The sequence below is a fragment of the Paracoccus sp. SCSIO 75233 genome (genome assembly GCF_027912675.1).
GTDB lineage: Bacteria > Pseudomonadota > Alphaproteobacteria > Rhodobacterales > Rhodobacteraceae > Paracoccus.
Genome location: NZ_CP115757.1, coordinates 482,758 through 497,100 on the forward strand (window position 1 = coordinate 482,758; position 14,343 = coordinate 497,100).

At 64.1% G+C, this 14,343-nt stretch carries 13 protein-coding genes; 8 read left to right on the forward strand and 5 right to left on the reverse strand.

The features are described 5' to 3' along the window. From rsmH to murD, 7 genes are all read left to right on the forward strand, one after another. Positions 1–993, forward strand: coding sequence for a 16S rRNA (cytosine(1402)-N(4))-methyltransferase RsmH (rsmH, locus tag PAF12_RS02410; protein ID WP_271108424.1), 993 nt, complete (start codon positions 1–3; stop codon positions 991–993). Continuing rightward, positions 990–1,379: a cell division protein FtsL gene (locus PAF12_RS02415; RefSeq protein ID WP_271108425.1), complete on the forward strand. Its 390-nt coding sequence runs from the start codon at positions 990–992 to the stop codon at positions 1,377–1,379. Before rsmH ends, PAF12_RS02415 begins: the two co-directional genes overlap by 4 nt. Next, a complete protein-coding gene (locus PAF12_RS02420) occupies positions 1,379–3,187 on the forward strand; it encodes a penicillin-binding protein 2 (protein WP_271108426.1) in 1,809 nt (602 codons plus the stop codon). The genes PAF12_RS02415 and PAF12_RS02420 overlap by 1 nt, the downstream gene beginning before the upstream one ends. A 10-nt stretch (positions 3,188–3,197) precedes the next feature. Then, positions 3,198–4,682 (forward strand): UDP-N-acetylmuramoyl-L-alanyl-D-glutamate--2,6-diaminopimelate ligase, encoded by a 1,485-nt coding sequence (locus PAF12_RS02425; RefSeq protein WP_271108427.1) that lies wholly within the window; start codon positions 3,198–3,200, stop codon positions 4,680–4,682. After that, complete coding sequence (gene murF / locus PAF12_RS02430; RefSeq protein WP_271108428.1) at positions 4,682–6,061, forward strand: UDP-N-acetylmuramoyl-tripeptide--D-alanyl-D-alanine ligase; 1,380 nt, start codon at positions 4,682–4,684, stop codon at positions 6,059–6,061. The genes PAF12_RS02425 and murF overlap by 1 nt, the downstream gene beginning before the upstream one ends. Positions 6,062–6,064: 3 nt before the next feature. Beyond that, entirely contained in the window at positions 6,065–7,147 is a 1,083-nt protein-coding gene (mraY, locus tag PAF12_RS02435; protein WP_271108429.1) for a phospho-N-acetylmuramoyl-pentapeptide-transferase, read from the forward strand. A 312-nt stretch (positions 7,148–7,459) separates the two neighbouring features. Then, positions 7,460–8,854: a UDP-N-acetylmuramoyl-L-alanine--D-glutamate ligase gene (gene murD, locus PAF12_RS02440; protein ID WP_271108430.1), complete on the forward strand. Its 1,395-nt coding sequence runs from the start codon at positions 7,460–7,462 to the stop codon at positions 8,852–8,854. A 1-nt stretch (position 8,855) separates the two neighbouring features. On the opposite strand, the gene PAF12_RS02445 is transcribed toward murD, so the two are convergent. After that, positions 8,856–9,335, reverse strand: a complete 480-nt coding sequence (locus tag PAF12_RS02445; protein WP_271108431.1) for an SH3 domain-containing protein — start codon at positions 9,333–9,335, stop codon at positions 8,856–8,858. Positions 9,336–9,494: 159 nt separating this feature from the next. On the opposite strand from PAF12_RS02445, the gene parC reads away from it, so the two are divergent. Beyond that, on the forward strand, positions 9,495–11,744 hold the full coding sequence (gene parC / locus PAF12_RS02450) for a DNA topoisomerase IV subunit A (protein WP_271108432.1): 2,250 nt from the start codon (positions 9,495–9,497) through the stop codon (positions 11,742–11,744). A gap of 49 nt (positions 11,745–11,793) precedes the next feature. Here parC and PAF12_RS02455 read toward each other — a convergent pair whose 3' ends face one another. From PAF12_RS02455 to PAF12_RS02470, 4 genes are all read right to left on the reverse strand, one after another. Further along, positions 11,794–11,937, reverse strand: coding sequence for a hypothetical protein (locus tag PAF12_RS02455; RefSeq protein ID WP_271108433.1), 144 nt, complete (start codon positions 11,935–11,937; stop codon positions 11,794–11,796). A gap of 200 nt (positions 11,938–12,137) precedes the next feature. After that, entirely contained in the window at positions 12,138–12,734 is a 597-nt protein-coding gene (locus PAF12_RS02460) for a cytochrome b/b6 domain-containing protein (protein ID WP_271108434.1), read from the reverse strand. 5 nt (positions 12,735–12,739) lie between these two features. Further along, positions 12,740–13,192, reverse strand: a complete 453-nt coding sequence (locus PAF12_RS02465; RefSeq protein WP_271108435.1) for a cytochrome c — start codon at positions 13,190–13,192, stop codon at positions 12,740–12,742. Between the two features lie 178 nt (positions 13,193–13,370). After that, a complete protein-coding gene (locus PAF12_RS02470; protein ID WP_271108436.1) occupies positions 13,371–14,213 on the reverse strand; it encodes a tellurite resistance TerB family protein in 843 nt (280 codons plus the stop codon). Positions 14,214–14,343: the final 130 nt, after the last annotated feature.

Sequence of the window (14,343 nt, forward strand, 5' to 3'; positions counted from 1 at the left end):
GTGGCCCCGCTGGAGAATACTGACAAAGCGCCTCACATCCCGGTGCTGATCGATCCGATTATCCGCGCCGCAACGCCGGTTTCGGGTGTCTGGGTGGATGGCACCTTCGGCGCTGGCGGCTATACGCGCCGGCTTCTGGATGCCGGGGCGGATCGGGTGATTGCGATCGACCGCGACCCGCAGGTGTTCGAAATGGCCGCTGGCTGGGCCGGGGAATATGGCGACCGGCTGCGGATGGTTGCGGGCACCTTCTCCGATCTCGACCTGCTTGCCGGTGAGCCGGTTGATGGGGTCGTGCTGGATCTCGGCGTCAGCTCCATGCAGCTCGATCAGGCGGAGCGGGGCTTTTCCTTCATGCAGGACGGGCCGCTGGATATGCGCATGAGCGATCATGGGCCGTCGGCGGCGGATCTGCTGAACGCGGCGGATGAGGCGCAGATTGCGGATGTGCTGTATCATTACGGCGAGGAACGTGCCTCGCGCCGGATTGCACGGGCGATTATCGCCGCGCGGCCGCTGACGACGACGGGGCAGCTTGCCGATGTCATCGTCAACCAGCTTCCCCGCCCGAGACCGGGGCAGAGCCATCCGGCGACGCGCAGCTTTCAGGCCATCCGCATCTGGGTGAATGACGAATTCGGTCAGCTTGCCGAGGGGCTGGCGGCGGCGGAGCGGGCGCTGAAGCCGGGCGGGACGCTGGCCGTGGTCAGCTTTCATTCGCTTGAGGATCGTGTGGTCAAGCGGTTCCTGCAATCGCGCGCGGCGACCTCCGGCGGCGGATCGCGTCATGCGCCTGCGACCAGCGTCGATGCGCCGACCTTCACCCAGCCGACACGGCGCGCCATCGGGGCCGATAACGCCGAACTTGCCGTGAACCCGCGTGCGCGCAGCGCCTTCCTGCGACTTGGGGTCCGCACCGATGCCCCGGCCCGCGATCTCGACACCCGCGTGATTGCACTGCCGCGCCTGCCGCAGAAGGGGGGGCGGGGATGAGACCTGTGCTTTACCTTCTTGTCGCGATGATCGTCATGTCGCTGGCCTTCTGGGCGTATCGCGAGAATTACCGCACCCAGGACGCGCTGAACGAGATGGAGGCGGTCCAGCAGGAGATCGCCAGCCTGCGCGAGGAATTGCTGGTGCTGAGCGCGGAGTGGAATTACCTCAACCGCCCCGAACGGCTGCGCGAGCTGTTGCAGCTTAATGCCGACCGGCTGGGGTTGGCGCCGATCACCTCTGACCAGTTCGTGGGCAGTTCCAAGATCGATTATCCGCCGCCGCCGATCAAAGGCCCGCCCCGCCGTCCCGAGAATTTCGTACCGCCCGAAGAGGGCGCGATCACCGATGCCGACCACCCGCCGTCGCAAGAGGAGTCTCCGTGATGATCCGCAAACCGCTGCGCCCGCTCGCCCGGATTCTGCGTGCCCGTGAAACCGGGCAGGACCCTGACGAGATCGAGGCAGAGAACCGCGCCCGCAGGCAGGCCGAAATTCAGGATAAGGCGCGCAAGCGGGCCGAGGGGCGGCTGGTGTTCATGGCGCTCGGCTTTCTGGTGGCGTTCGGCACGGTCGGGCTGCGGATGGGCGCTCTGGCGTCGTCGAACCCGGAGGAGCCGCGTGTGCAGGCCAGCGGGGCGCAGATCCTCAGCCAGCGGGCGGATATCACGGACCGGCGCGGGCGGGTGCTGGCGACGAATATGCTGACCCATAGTCTTTATGCGCAGCCGCAGCAGATGGCCGACAAGGCCGCTGCCGCTGCCGGTCTGGCGCGGATTTTCACGGATATGGACGAGGCGGAGTTGCTGCGCGACTTCACCAATCCGAACCGCAAATTCATGTGGCTGAAGAAGAAGATCAGCCCCGAGCAGATGCAGGCGGTCCATGACATCGGCGAGCCGGGGCTGCTGTTCGGCCCGCGTGAGATGCGGCTTTATCCGAATGGCCGGATCGCGAGCCACATCCTTGGCGGGGCGACCTTCGGGGCCGAGGGCGTGAACAGTGCCGAGGTGATCGGTACGGCGGGGGTCGAAAAAGCGTTTGACGGCTGGCTGCGCAATCCCGCGAATGAGGGCGCGCCGCTGACGCTGTCGATCGACCTGACCGCGCAATCGGCGATGGAGGAGGTGCTGTCCTCCGGCATGCGGCGCATGAACGCCAAGGGCGCTGCGGGCATCCTGATGGAGGTCAAGACCGGCGAGGTTCTGGCGATGGCGAGCCTGCCTGATTTCGACCCCAATGACCGCCCGCGTCCGGCGCTGAAGGGCGACCCGTCCGACAGCCCGCTGTTCAACCGCGCGGTGCAGGGACAGTATGAGCTTGGCTCCACCTTCAAGATTTTCCCGGTGGCGCAGGCGATGGACCTGCGGCTGGTGAACCCGAACACGCATATCAACTCGCGCAGCCCGATGAAGATCGGGAAATACAATATCAGCGACTATCACAATTACGGCCCCAGCCTGTCGGTGACGGATATCATCGTGAAATCCTCGAACGTGGGCACGGTGCGGATCGCGCAGATGATCGGGGTGGAGCGGCAGAAGGCGTTTCTGGAAAAGCTGGGCTTTTTCGAGCCGACCGCGCTGGAGATGGTCGAGGCGCCGACCGGCAAGCCGATTGTCCCGGCCCGCTGGCCCGCAGTGACCTCGGCCACGGTCAGCTTCGGTCACGGTCTGGCGGCAAGCCCGCTGCATCTGGCGGCGGCTTATGCGACGCTGGCGAATGAGGGGCGCAAGGTCACGCCGACGCTGGTCCATGACAAGCCGCGCCCGCCGGGCCCGGAAGTCGTCTCGCCGCAGGCTGCGAAACTGTCCATCGGGCTTCTGCGTCAGGTGGTGGAGCGTGGGACGGCGAAAAAGGGCAATGTCGAAGGATATGAGGTCGCGGGCAAGACCGGCACGGCGGACAAGCCGCGTCCGGGTGGTGGCTATTACGAAAACCGCGTGGTGGCCAATTTCGCGGCGATCTTCCCCTACGAAAACCCGCAATATGTGCTGGTCGTGATCCTCGATGAGCCGACGGCCGAATTGGGCGGCGGCGAAAGCCGGGTGGCCGGTGCGACGGCGGTGCCGGTCGCGGCAGAGGTGATCGGGCGGCTCGCCCCGATCCTGGGTCTGCGCCCTGTCGATAGCGATAAGCTTCCCGACATTGAAGCGCCGACCAAAACTGGGCTAAAGGTCGCCGCGAAAGAGTGACGGAGACATTATGAGCGACGGCGTCAAGCGACTTTCCCGGCTGGGGCTGAATGCCATTGGCGGGCGTGACCCTGAAATTACAGGGATTTCGGTCGACAGCCGCACCGTCAAGCCCGGGCATCTTTTCGCGGCACTTCCGGGCTCGACGATCCACGGCGGCGAATTTATCCAATATGCTTTGCGCATGGATGCAGGCGCGGTGCTGACCGATGCAGCCGGCGCGGCGCTTGCGGCGGAGGAATTGCGGGGCTGGGACGGGGCGCTTGTGGTGTCGGAGGACCCGCGGGCGGCGCTGGCCGGGGCGGCGGCGCTCTGGTTCGGGGGACAGCCTGAAACCACGGTCGCCGTGACCGGGACATCCGGCAAGACTTCGGTTGCCAATTTCACCCGCCAGATCTGGCAGGCGCTCGGTCATCGCGCGGTCAGCCTCGGCACGATGGGCGTGCAGGGCGATTACGAGGCGAAGCTGGCCCATACCACGCCGGAGCCGGTGACGCTGCACCGGGTTCTGGCCGAGGCTGCGGCGGCGGGCATCACCCATTGCGCGATGGAGGCGTCGTCCCACGGCCTTGACCAGCGGCGGCTGGACGGGGTGCGTCTGAAGGCGGCTGCCTTCACCAATTTCAGTCAGGATCATCTGGATTATCACGCCGGGTTTGATGAATATTTCGCCGCCAAGGCCTTGCTGTTCAATCGCGTTCTTGAGGCAGGCGACACGGCGGTCGTCAACACCGACAGCGAGCGCGGGCTGCAAATGGCCGGGATCGCTGAGGATCGGGGCATGTCGCTGTTGCGGATCGGGTCGGGCAAGGAATGCGATTTCCAGATCCTCGCGCAGCGTTTCGATGCCACGGGGCAGGAATTGCGCTTTGCGTGGCAGGGTCAGCCCCATCTGACCCGGCTGAACCTGATCGGCGGGTTTCAGGCGGAAAACGTGCTGGCGGCGGCAGGTCTTGCGATTGGGGCGGGCGACGATCCGGGTGCGGTTATCGCGACGCTTGCGGGGCTGGAGACCGTGCGTGGCCGGATGCAGCTTGTTGCGCAGCGCGAGAACGGCGCGGCGGTTTTCGTCGACTACGCCCATAAGCCCGGTGCGGTAATCGCGGCGCTGCAATCCCTGCGACCGCATGTCATGGGCCGTATCGTCGTGGTGCTGGGCGCAGGCGGCGACCGGGATCGCGGCAAGCGCCCGCTGATGGGGCAGGCCGCGCGCGAGCATGCGGATGTGGTGATTATCACCGACGACAATCCGCGCAGCGAAGATCCCGCCAGCATCCGCGCCGAGGTCATGGCGGGTGCCGGTCCGGAGGCCACCGAGGTTGGCGACCGGGCAGAGGCGATCCTGCGCGGCGTCGATGCGCTTCAGCCGGGCGATGCGCTGCTGATCGCCGGGAAGGGCCATGAAACCGGGCAGACCGTCGGCAGCGACGTGTTTCCCTTCGATGATGCCGAGCAGGCATCGGTTGCGGTTGCGGCCCTGGACGGGAAGATCTGATGGCGCTCTGGTCCTCTGACGACGCAGCGCTTGCGACCGGCGGGCGGGTCACGTGCGACTGGCAGGCAAATGGAGTCAGCATCGACACCCGCTCCATTCAGCCGGGTGATCTGTTCGTCGCGCTGACAGATGTCCGGGACGGGCATGATTTCGTAGCGCAGGCCTTGCAGAAAGGTGCGGCGGCAGCCTTGGTCAGCCGGGTGCCGGACGGGGTTGCGGATGACGCGCCGCTAATGATCGTGGACGAGGTGCTGCCCGCGCTTGAGGCGCTCGGGCGTGCGGCGCGGGCGCGGATGACGGGCAAGGTGATCGGCGTCACCGGATCGGTCGGCAAGACATCGACCAAGGAAATGCTGCGCGCGGCTCTGGCAGGTCAGGGCAAGGTTCACGCGGCTGAGGCCTCCTATAACAATCACTGGGGTGTGCCGCTGACGCTGGCGCGGATGCCTGCGGACAGCGATTTCGCGATCATCGAGATCGGGATGAGCAATCCCGGCGAGATCGAGCCGCTGGCGCGCATGGCCCGTCCCCATGCGGCGCTGATCACCACGATTGCGGCGGCGCATATCGGGGCGTTCGGGGATCTCGACGGGATCGCGCGCGAGAAAGCGGCGATTTTCCGCGGTCTCGTCCCGGCGGGTGCGGCGATTATCCCGACCGGGCTGTCGACCACGCCCATCCTGCGGCAAGCGGCGGATGACGCAGGTGCGCCGATCCTCAGCTTCGGGGATGAGGGCGAAACCCGTCTGATCGCGGCTGAACCGGAGGGGGAGACGCTGCGGCTTCGCGCGACGCTGTCGGGAAAGCCGATCAACTTCACCCTGCAATCGGTCGGTCCGCATTTCGCGGCGAATGCCATAGGCGTGCTGGCCACGATCAGTGCCATCGGTGCCGATGTGATCGAGGCGGCGAAGGCTCTAGGTGACTGGATACCGCCGAAGGGGCGGGGCCGGGTTGAGGAGCTGGGCGAGATCCGGCTGATAGACGATGCGTTCAATGCCAATCCCAGTTCCATGCGGGCGGGGCTGGGCACGCTCGCGCGGCTTCCCGGCACGCGGCGGGTGGCCATTCTGGGCGATATGCTGGAACTCGGCCCCGATGAGGCCGCGCAGCACCGGGCGCTTGCGGCGGAAAACCTGCTCGCCTCCGTCGATCTCGTCCATGCGGCAGGACCGTTGATGCGTCACATGTTCGACGCCTTGCCCGGGGATAAACAGGGTATCTGGGCGGAAACCGCCGATGATCTGGCGGCGCGGCTGGACGAACTGGTCCGACCCGGTGATACCGTCATGATCAAGGGCTCGAAAGGCTCGTATATCAGCCGTGTCGTCGATGCGATGCGCAAGGCCGCCGACAAGGCGAAGGCAACGGGGAAATAACCTATGCTCTACTGGCTGTCCGTACTGAATGAAGGCGATGGCGTCTTCAACCTGTTCCGCTATATCACCTTCCGGGCGGGCGGGGCGTTCTTCACGGCGCTGATCTTCGCGTTCATCTTCGGCAAGCCGCTGATCGATTATCTGCGCAAGGTGCAGAAGAAGGGCCAGCCCATCCGGGATGACGGGCCGGAGACCCATTTCGTCAAGGCCGGGACGCCGACAATGGGCGGGATTCTGATCCTGTCGGCGCTGCTGGTCGGGACATTGATGTGGGCGCGACTGTCGAATGCCTATGTCTGGATCGTGCTGCTGGTGACCTATGGCTACGCGGCAATCGGCTTTGCGGATGATTATGCGAAAGTCTCGAAGCACAACACCAAGGGCGTGTCGGGAAAGCTGCGCATGTCGCTTGGCTTCGGCCTTGCCTTCATTGCTTCGGCCTGGACGATGTATCTGCACCCCGCCGGGCTGAGTGGGCAGCTTGCCTTTCCGTTCTTCAAGGATGCGCTGCTGAACCTGTCGATCCTGTTTATCCCCTTTGCGATGATCGTCATCGTCGGCGCGGCCAATGCGGTGAACCTGACCGATGGGCTGGACGGGCTGGCGATCATGCCGGTGATGATTGCGGCGGCGACCTTCGGGGTGATCGCCTATATGGTCGGCAACGCGAACTTCGCCGATTATCTGGGCCTGCATGGCGTGCCGGGGGCAGGGGAACTGGTGATCTTTGTCGCCGCACTGATCGGCGGGGGGCTGGGCTTTTTGTGGTACAACGCGCCGCCCGCTGCGGTCTTCATGGGCGATACGGGATCGCTGGCCCTTGGCGGGGCGCTTGGCGCGATTGCGGTTGTGACCAAGCATGAGCTTGTGCTGGCGATTGTCGGCGGGCTGTTCGTGGTCGAGGCGCTGAGCGTCATCATTCAGGTGCTGTATTTCAAACGCACCGGCAAGCGCGTGTTCCTGATGGCCCCGATCCACCACCATTTCGAGAAGAAGGGCTGGAAGGAAAGCCAGATCGTGATCCGGTTCTGGATCATCGCGCTTGTGCTGGCCCTGATCGGGCTCGCGACGTTGAAATTGCGGTAGTTTGCCGGGGGCGTTGTGGGTGAGGGGTTTTTGGTGCGTTGAAACGCACCCTACGGGTTGGGGCATGGTGGTGTTGCGTTGAAATGCACCGTTGCGGGTCGTTTGGGGTGTGTGGGTGGTGGTGCGCTGAAGCGCACCCTACGGGTTGGGGAATATCGGTTGGGGTGCGTTGACACGCATCGTTACGGGTTGTTTGGGGTGTGGGGTTGGTGGTGCGCTGAAGCGCACCCTACACATCGTTAGCGGGACACCGTAGGGTGCGCTTCAGCGCACCAGACCCGCCCGCAACAACCCACATCCATGAGGTAACCCATGATCCCCGTCCAAGGCGTCACCGGCCAGACCATCGCCGTTCTGGGCCTCGGCCGCTCCGGCCGGGCCACTGCCGCAGCCTTGCAGGCGGGCGGTGCGGAGGTTGTCGTCTGGGATGACGGGCAGGAGGGGCGCGCACAGGCCGAGGCAGAGGGGATGGAGCTGCGCGATCTGACCCGTCGCGAGGCGTGGCACGGGGTCAGCATGCTGGTCACCTCGCCCGGTATCCCGCATCTTTACCCGCAGCCGAATGCCGCGATCGCGATGGCGCTGGAGCTGGGTATCCCCCTCGACAACGATATCGGGCTGTTTTTCCGCAGCTTCGCGACGCCGGATTGGGACAATTTCGACGTCACGCCGCGTGTCATCACGATCACCGGATCGAACGGCAAATCCACCACCACGGCGCTGGTGCATCACATTCTGCAAACCGTGGGCCGCCCGAGCCAGATCGGCGGCAATATCGGCACCGGGGTTCTGTCGCTTGAACCCGCCCATGATGGCGAGGTGGTGGTGATCGAGCTGTCCTCCTACCAGACCGATCTTGCCCGGGCGCTGACGCCGGATGTCGCGGTGTTCACCAATCTTTCGCCCGATCATCTGGACCGCCACGGCGGCCTGGGCGGGTATTTCGCGGCCAAGCGGCGGCTGTTTTCCGAAGGCGGGCCGGATCGCTGCGTGATCGGCGTCGATGAGGTGGAGGGGCGGTATCTCGCCAACCAGATGGGCGAGGGTCCGGGGGATGACCGGGTGATCCGGGTCTCTTCGGGGCAGAAGCTCGATGGGTTCGCCTGGGGTGTCTTCGCCCGCAAGGGCTTCCTGAGCGAGTATCGCAAGGGTCGTCAGATCGCCTCCATCGACTTGCGGGAGGTCACGGGGCTGCCCGGGGCGCATAACCACCAGAATGCCTGCGCCGCTTACGCTGCCTGCCGCGCCGTCGGCCTTGCCCCGCGAGAGATTGAAGCTGCGTTTCACAGCTTCGGCGGCCTGCCGCATCGCAGCCAGACCGTGCGTGAGCGCAATGGCGTCCGCTATGTGAACGATTCGAAGGCCACCAATGTGGATGCCGCCGCGCAGGCCCTGCAGGCGTTCCGCAATATCCGCTGGATCGCGGGCGGGCTTGGCAAGGATGGCGGTATTGCCGATCTGCAGCCGCATCTGCCGAATGTCGTCAAAGCCTATCTGATCGGCCATTCCGCGCGCGATTTTGCGCTTCAGCTTGGCGATACGCCGCATGAGGTGGTGGAGACGATGGAAGCCGCCGTGGCGCGCGCCAGTGCCGAGGCGGTCGCGGGCGAGACCGTGTTGCTGGCCCCGGCGGCGGCAAGTTTCGATCAGTATCCCAATTTTGAAAAGCGCGGCGAGCATTTCGCCACGCTGGTCGAGGCGCTTTAGATCAGGGGCGTTCGGCTGACAGGAAGCGCGCCGACATGAAGCCGGTGCGGCCCTGACCGTCGCGCAGCTGGACCCAGTCGCCGGTCTTGGGGCCGATGGCGGTCACCATCTGTCCGCGCGACAGCCGGCCCACCACGTCTTCCGAGGTTGACGGGCCGGCGCGGAAATTCACCGAATTGCCGGTGACGTAAAGCGTATCGGTCGGCGCGTCGGCGAGGTTCGTTTCCGGCTCCTGCCCGGCATATTCCGGGGACGGGCGCAGCTCCGGACCGGCGAATTGCTGGACCTGTTCGGGGGTCTGCTCCACGGCGGAGGCCGGAATGATGGGCGCTTCCGGCTCCGGTTCCGGTGTGGAAGCCGCCTCGGGCGCGGTTTCGGCTGTCGGTACAGGCTCCGCCTCAACCCGTCGACTGTCACCTTCGCCGAAAACGACCAGGACCGTGATAAACGCTAACAGTGTCAGGAAGATAAGCTTGAACATTCGCCTTACCCTTGCCCATTTTTCGTGTCTGTTCACTATTATTAAGACCGGACCGATAGGGTGGTGCAATGCCCGTGGCAAGAGCTTCGTTAACGAAGCCGTGTACAAGTCCGGAATTTCCGACTGGACCGGACCGCTGCGGCAGCCTAAATCCTGTTTATGTCCGACGATACCATACCCGAACAGCCCGAAAACCTGAGCGCCGAACCGCTTTCGCGGGCGATTGGCGAGCGTTACCTGACCTATGCGCTTTCCACCATCATGAACCGGGCGCTGCCCGATGCGCGCGACGGGTTGAAGCCAGTGCATCGGCGCATCCTGTTTGCAATGCGCGAACTCAGGCTGGCCCCGAACAGTGCGTTCCGCAAATCGGCCAAGATCGCGGGCGATGTGATGGGCAATTATCACCCGCATGGCGATGCGGCGATCTATGACGCGATGGCGCGGCTGGCGCAGGATTTCGCCATGCGCTACCCGCTGGTCGACGGGCAGGGGAATTTCGGCAATATCGACGGCGACAGCCCGGCGGCCTCCCGCTACACGGAGGCGCGGCTTGCGGAACCCGGCAGTGCCCTGATGGAAGGGCTGTCGGAGGACTCGGTGGCGTTCCGGCCCAATTACGACGGCACGCTGAGCGAACCGGAGGTGCTGCCTGCGGCGTTTCCCAATCTGCTGTGCAACGGTGCCTCGGGGATTGCCGTCGGCATGGCCACGAATATCCCGCCGCATAACCTGCACGAGGTGATCGACGCCTGTCTGCATCTGATTAAATCGCCGGATGCGCGGGACGATACGCTGCTGAACTTTGTCCAGGGGCCCGATTTCCCGACCGGCGGCGTGCTGGTCGAGGATGCGGAGACGCTGCGCAACGCCTATCGCACCGGGCGTGGCAGCCTGCGCCTGCGCGCCCGTTGGCAGCAGGAGGATCTGGGGCGCGGCACCTGGCAGATCGTGGTGACGGAGATCCCCTATCAGGTCCAGAAATCCCGGCTGATCGAGCGGCTGGCGGAGTTGATCCAGACCAAGAAAATGCCGATCCTCGCCGATGTGCGCGACGAATCCGCCGAGGATGTGCGGATCGTTCTGGAACCCAAGACCCGCAGCGTCGATCCGGCGCAGCTCATGGCGGCGCTGTTCAAATCGTCGGATCTGGAAATCCGCTTCGGGCTGAACATGAACGTGCTGATCGACGGGCGCGTGCCGAAGGTGTGCTCGCTGAAAGAGGTTTTGCGGGCGTTTCTGGATCATCGTCGCGACGTGCTGCTGCGGCGCTCGAATTTCCGGCTGGACAAGATCGCTGCCCGGCTTGAGGTGCTGGAAGGCTATATCGTCGCTTTCCTCAATCTCGACCGTGTGATCGAGATTATCCGCCATCACGACGACCCCAAGGCCGGGCTGCTGGCCGAAAACTGGGGGCAGGAGGTCGGGGCGGAGATTTTCCTGACCGAGGTGCAGGCCGAAGCGATCCTGAACATGCGCCTGCGTGCCTTGCGCAAGCTGGAAGAAATGGAACTGCGCGCCGAACGCGACAAGCTGCTGGAAGAGCAGGAGGGGCTGAACGCCCTCGTCGCGGATGAGGGGCTGCAATGGAACCGCATCACCGAGGAGCTGCGCGAGGTTCGCGGCAATTTCGGCAAATCGGCGGAAGGCGGCGCGCGCCGGACGGAGATTTCGGCGGCGGCGGATATCGAGCCGGTCGATATCGAAACGATGATCGAGCGTGAACCGATTACCGTCATCGTCTCACAGATGGGCTGGATCCGGGCGATGAAGGGCCATCAGCCGCTGGATGCGGAGGTGAAATTCCGCGACGGTGACGGTCCCTTCATGGCGCTGCATGCGGAGACGACGGACAAGCTGATGCTGTTCGGCTCCAACGGGCGGTTTTATACCCTGCCGGCCAGCAATCTGCCCGGCGGGCGGGGCTTGGGTGAGCCGGTGCGGCTGATGGTCGATCTGCCGAATGACGCGGCAATCATCGACCTGTTCCCGTGGCGCGAGGGCGTCAAATATCTGCTGGCATCGAAGGCAGGGGACGGGTTCGTCGTGAACTCTGCCGATATTCTGGCGCAGACCAAATCCGGCAAACAGGTGCTGAATGGTGACGCACTGCTTTGCCGCGAGGTATCGGGAGATCATGTCGCGACGGTTGGTGAGAACCGCAAGATGCTGGTGTTCCCGCTGATCGAACTGCCGGAAATGGGTCGTGGCAAGGGCGTCCGGTTGCAGAAGTTCAAGGATGGCGGTCTGTCCGACGCGATCTGCATCACGCTGGCCGACGGGCTGAGCTGGCAGATGGGCGGCGGCAAGACCCGGACGGAGCCGGACCTGACCGAATGGCTCGGCAAACGGGCGAGTGCCGGGCGCATGGCTCCGCGTGGCTTCCCGCGTGACAACAAATTCAACTAGGGCAGGTTTTGTCAGCAGGGCGGACGGCAGCCCGCCCCGCTTCGTCAACTCATGCGTTAGGCTCTTCCGGGACGATCAGCGGTTCGGAAGAGGTCGCGGTCTTGTCATTCGCTTTGCCGCCGCAGGCAGCGGCTGGCATGGCGGCCAGCAGGCTCAGCGTTACTGCGGTAATGGCAGCAGTCAGTTTCATCATGACCTGTGCTCCTTTCGTGGTCATTGCACGTCGGGGCCTTTTGGAAGGGCGAGGCGCCGCTTCCGTAGGGTCAAGCCTACACCCATGCGGGTTCCGATCAACGAAACCAGCCTGAATCGTCGATCACAGCTTTGTGTGGTCAACGGGCCGCAGCATCGAAAACGGTTTCGATTTATGCGCTAAGTCGCTGGGGATACGGCTTAGTTCCCTGCATCCTCGCGGACTTCCTTCTGTCCGGTAATCATTGGCGTCACCAGATCCTCACGCTTCCAGAAGCGGTAAAACAGGATGATCGCCACATGAAGCACGACCAGGATCAGCACCAGATTCGCGCCGAATTCGTGCCAGTCCACGGCCTCCGTCGCGATGTCGCTGCCGACCGCGGATGCCAGCGGGCCGACATTGATATAGTCCTCCGGGTCGGAGATCAGCCCGGTCGTGACCTGCGCCGCCAGCGCCGCCAGCATGGCAATGACCGACAGCGCGCCGAGCGGGTTGTGACCGGGCCAGTAGCTCGGCTCCCTCAGGAACATGTGGCGCGCATAGCCTGCGACATGGGTTGGTCCCCGCAGGAAATGCGAGAAGCGGGCATGTCTGGGGCCGATGAAGCCCCAGACGAGACGGAAGATCAGCAGACCCGCAACGACATAGCCGCACCAGAAATGCAGCGTCATCTGGTTCGGTCCAAATTTCCCAAGAAGCCATCCGGCGATCACGAAGAAGGCCAGCAGCCAGTGGAACATCCGCAGCAGCGGGTCCCACAGCCGGACCGTGCGGGTCTGCCGTTCATCCGACATGGCGCTTAGTCGCGATATTGATCGTGGCAGGCTTTGCAGGCACCGCCGAGCGCGCCGACGACCGGGCCGACATTCTCCTGCCCGCCCTTCACGGCCTCACCCGCGCCGGATGCCGCTTCGCCGAGTGCGGCGAATTTGGCGCGGAAATCATCCATGTTTTCCCAGATCGCCGGCAGGGCATCGGTGTCGTCTGCATCGGCGTTCGAGCTGCCTTCGATGAAATGCATCGGCAGATCATACTGGGTCAGCGTCTCGATATTGCTGGCATAGCGGGATGCGGCTTCCTCGTCATATTCCGCCTTGCCCTGTGCGATGGCGGCGAGTGCGCCCATATTGGCGCCGAGCAGCTTGTAGAAGCCCTGACGCGCTTCGATCGCCTGTTCGATGGGGTCGTCATCCTGTGCAATGGCGGCGAATGGCATAAGGGCGATGGCACTGGCGATGATCAGCTTGTGCATGATGTGTTCCTCGTCGATGATTTAACTTTAACTTCTGGCAGGTGGCTTGATCGTAAACACACGCTTCTGACGTCGGTTCATAATAACAGATTATAAAACTGCCTTGATGGAACAATGCAAAAACGCCGTCCGGGTTTCCGGACGGCGATGAATTTATTGTCAGTTGACGCGAATCCGATCAGCTATAGAGGTTCTGGACCCCGATCTGATCGTGAATCTGGTTCACGATTTGCGGTTGCAGACCAAGCGCTTGCGCCAGCTGGTGCAGATACTGCGCTTCTTCCTGGCTGTCGAAATCAATCGCCATGACCGACATCAGATAAACCTGCGGCGCGAGGCCCTGCGGCACGTCCCGCGCCAGTGCCTGCGCATCGACCGGCATCGCCATCTGTTCGCGAATGAACTGGCGCTCCTCGTCGTCGAGATCGCCAAGCTCGCCCATCAGCCGTTCCTTCTCGGCGTCGTCGATCTGGCCATCGGCCTTCGCCGCCTGGATCATGGCGCGCAGCATCAGACCGGCAACCGCGTTCTGTTCGGCGGTCGGCGCGACTTCGGGTTCGTCGTTGCGGGTCAGCGAGTCGTTCAGCAATTCGCCGAAGGAGGCGTCATTCGACTGCTGCGCACCACGGCTGGCAAGGCTGCCTGCCGCAGCTGAGCCGCCGAGCATTCCGCCCAACAGATCGCCAAGGCCGCCAGCGCCGCTGCCCCGTCCGCCCGTTACCTGATCCAGCAACCCGCCAAGCCCGCCGGAGGCACCCGCGGAGTTCGGGCCGCCGTAACGTGACCCCGATCCGGCACCGGTGCTGCCACCCAGAAGGCCGCCAAGCATGTCTCCGAGATTCCCGCCCGAGCCGGAGGAGCGGCCTTGCAGGCTTCCGCTCAGCTGGTCCAGCAAGCCGCCGCCGCTGCGGCGCGAACGGCTGCCGGACTGGTTTTGACCGGCGTTTTTCATCACGCTGCTCAGCCCTTTTGCCAAAATTACGCCGCCTGCGACGCGGGCGAGGGTTTTCATCAGACTCATTCCAGATCTCCAATCTGTTTGCGGTTGCCACAGTTTCCGAGGGCATGTGGCGGAAAATGAACGTGTTTTTCAACGATTCGGTTCCCGATGCGGCTTTAGCCCAGCATAGCCTGCCTGCCCTTGATTTTTC

Bases quoted from the DNA above. Each gene is read 5' to 3' on its own strand.
- PAF12_RS02415 (WP_271108425.1), top strand. From the start codon at position 990: ATGAGACCTGTGCTTTACCTTCTTGTCGCGATGATCGTCATGTCGCTG.
- PAF12_RS02420 (WP_271108426.1), top strand. From the start codon at position 1,379: ATGATCCGCAAACCGCTGCGCCCGCTCGCCCGGATTCTGCGTGCCCGT.
- PAF12_RS02425 (WP_271108427.1), top strand. From the start codon at position 3,198: ATGAGCGACGGCGTCAAGCGACTTTCCCGGCTGGGGCTGAATGCCATT.
- murF (WP_271108428.1), top strand. From the start codon at position 4,682: ATGGCGCTCTGGTCCTCTGACGACGCAGCGCTTGCGACCGGCGGGCGG.
- mraY (WP_271108429.1), top strand. From the start codon at position 6,065: ATGCTCTACTGGCTGTCCGTACTGAATGAAGGCGATGGCGTCTTCAAC.
- murD (WP_271108430.1), top strand. From the start codon at position 7,460: ATGATCCCCGTCCAAGGCGTCACCGGCCAGACCATCGCCGTTCTGGGC.
- PAF12_RS02445 (WP_271108431.1), bottom strand. From the start codon at position 9,335: ATGTTCAAGCTTATCTTCCTGACACTGTTAGCGTTTATCACGGTCCTG.
- parC (WP_271108432.1), top strand. From the start codon at position 9,495: ATGTCCGACGATACCATACCCGAACAGCCCGAAAACCTGAGCGCCGAA.
- PAF12_RS02455 (WP_271108433.1), bottom strand. From the start codon at position 11,937: ATGATGAAACTGACTGCTGCCATTACCGCAGTAACGCTGAGCCTGCTG.
- PAF12_RS02460 (WP_271108434.1), bottom strand. From the start codon at position 12,734: ATGTCGGATGAACGGCAGACCCGCACGGTCCGGCTGTGGGACCCGCTG.
- PAF12_RS02465 (WP_271108435.1), bottom strand. From the start codon at position 13,192: ATGCACAAGCTGATCATCGCCAGTGCCATCGCCCTTATGCCATTCGCC.
- PAF12_RS02470 (WP_271108436.1), bottom strand. From the start codon at position 14,213: ATGAGTCTGATGAAAACCCTCGCCCGCGTCGCAGGCGGCGTAATTTTG.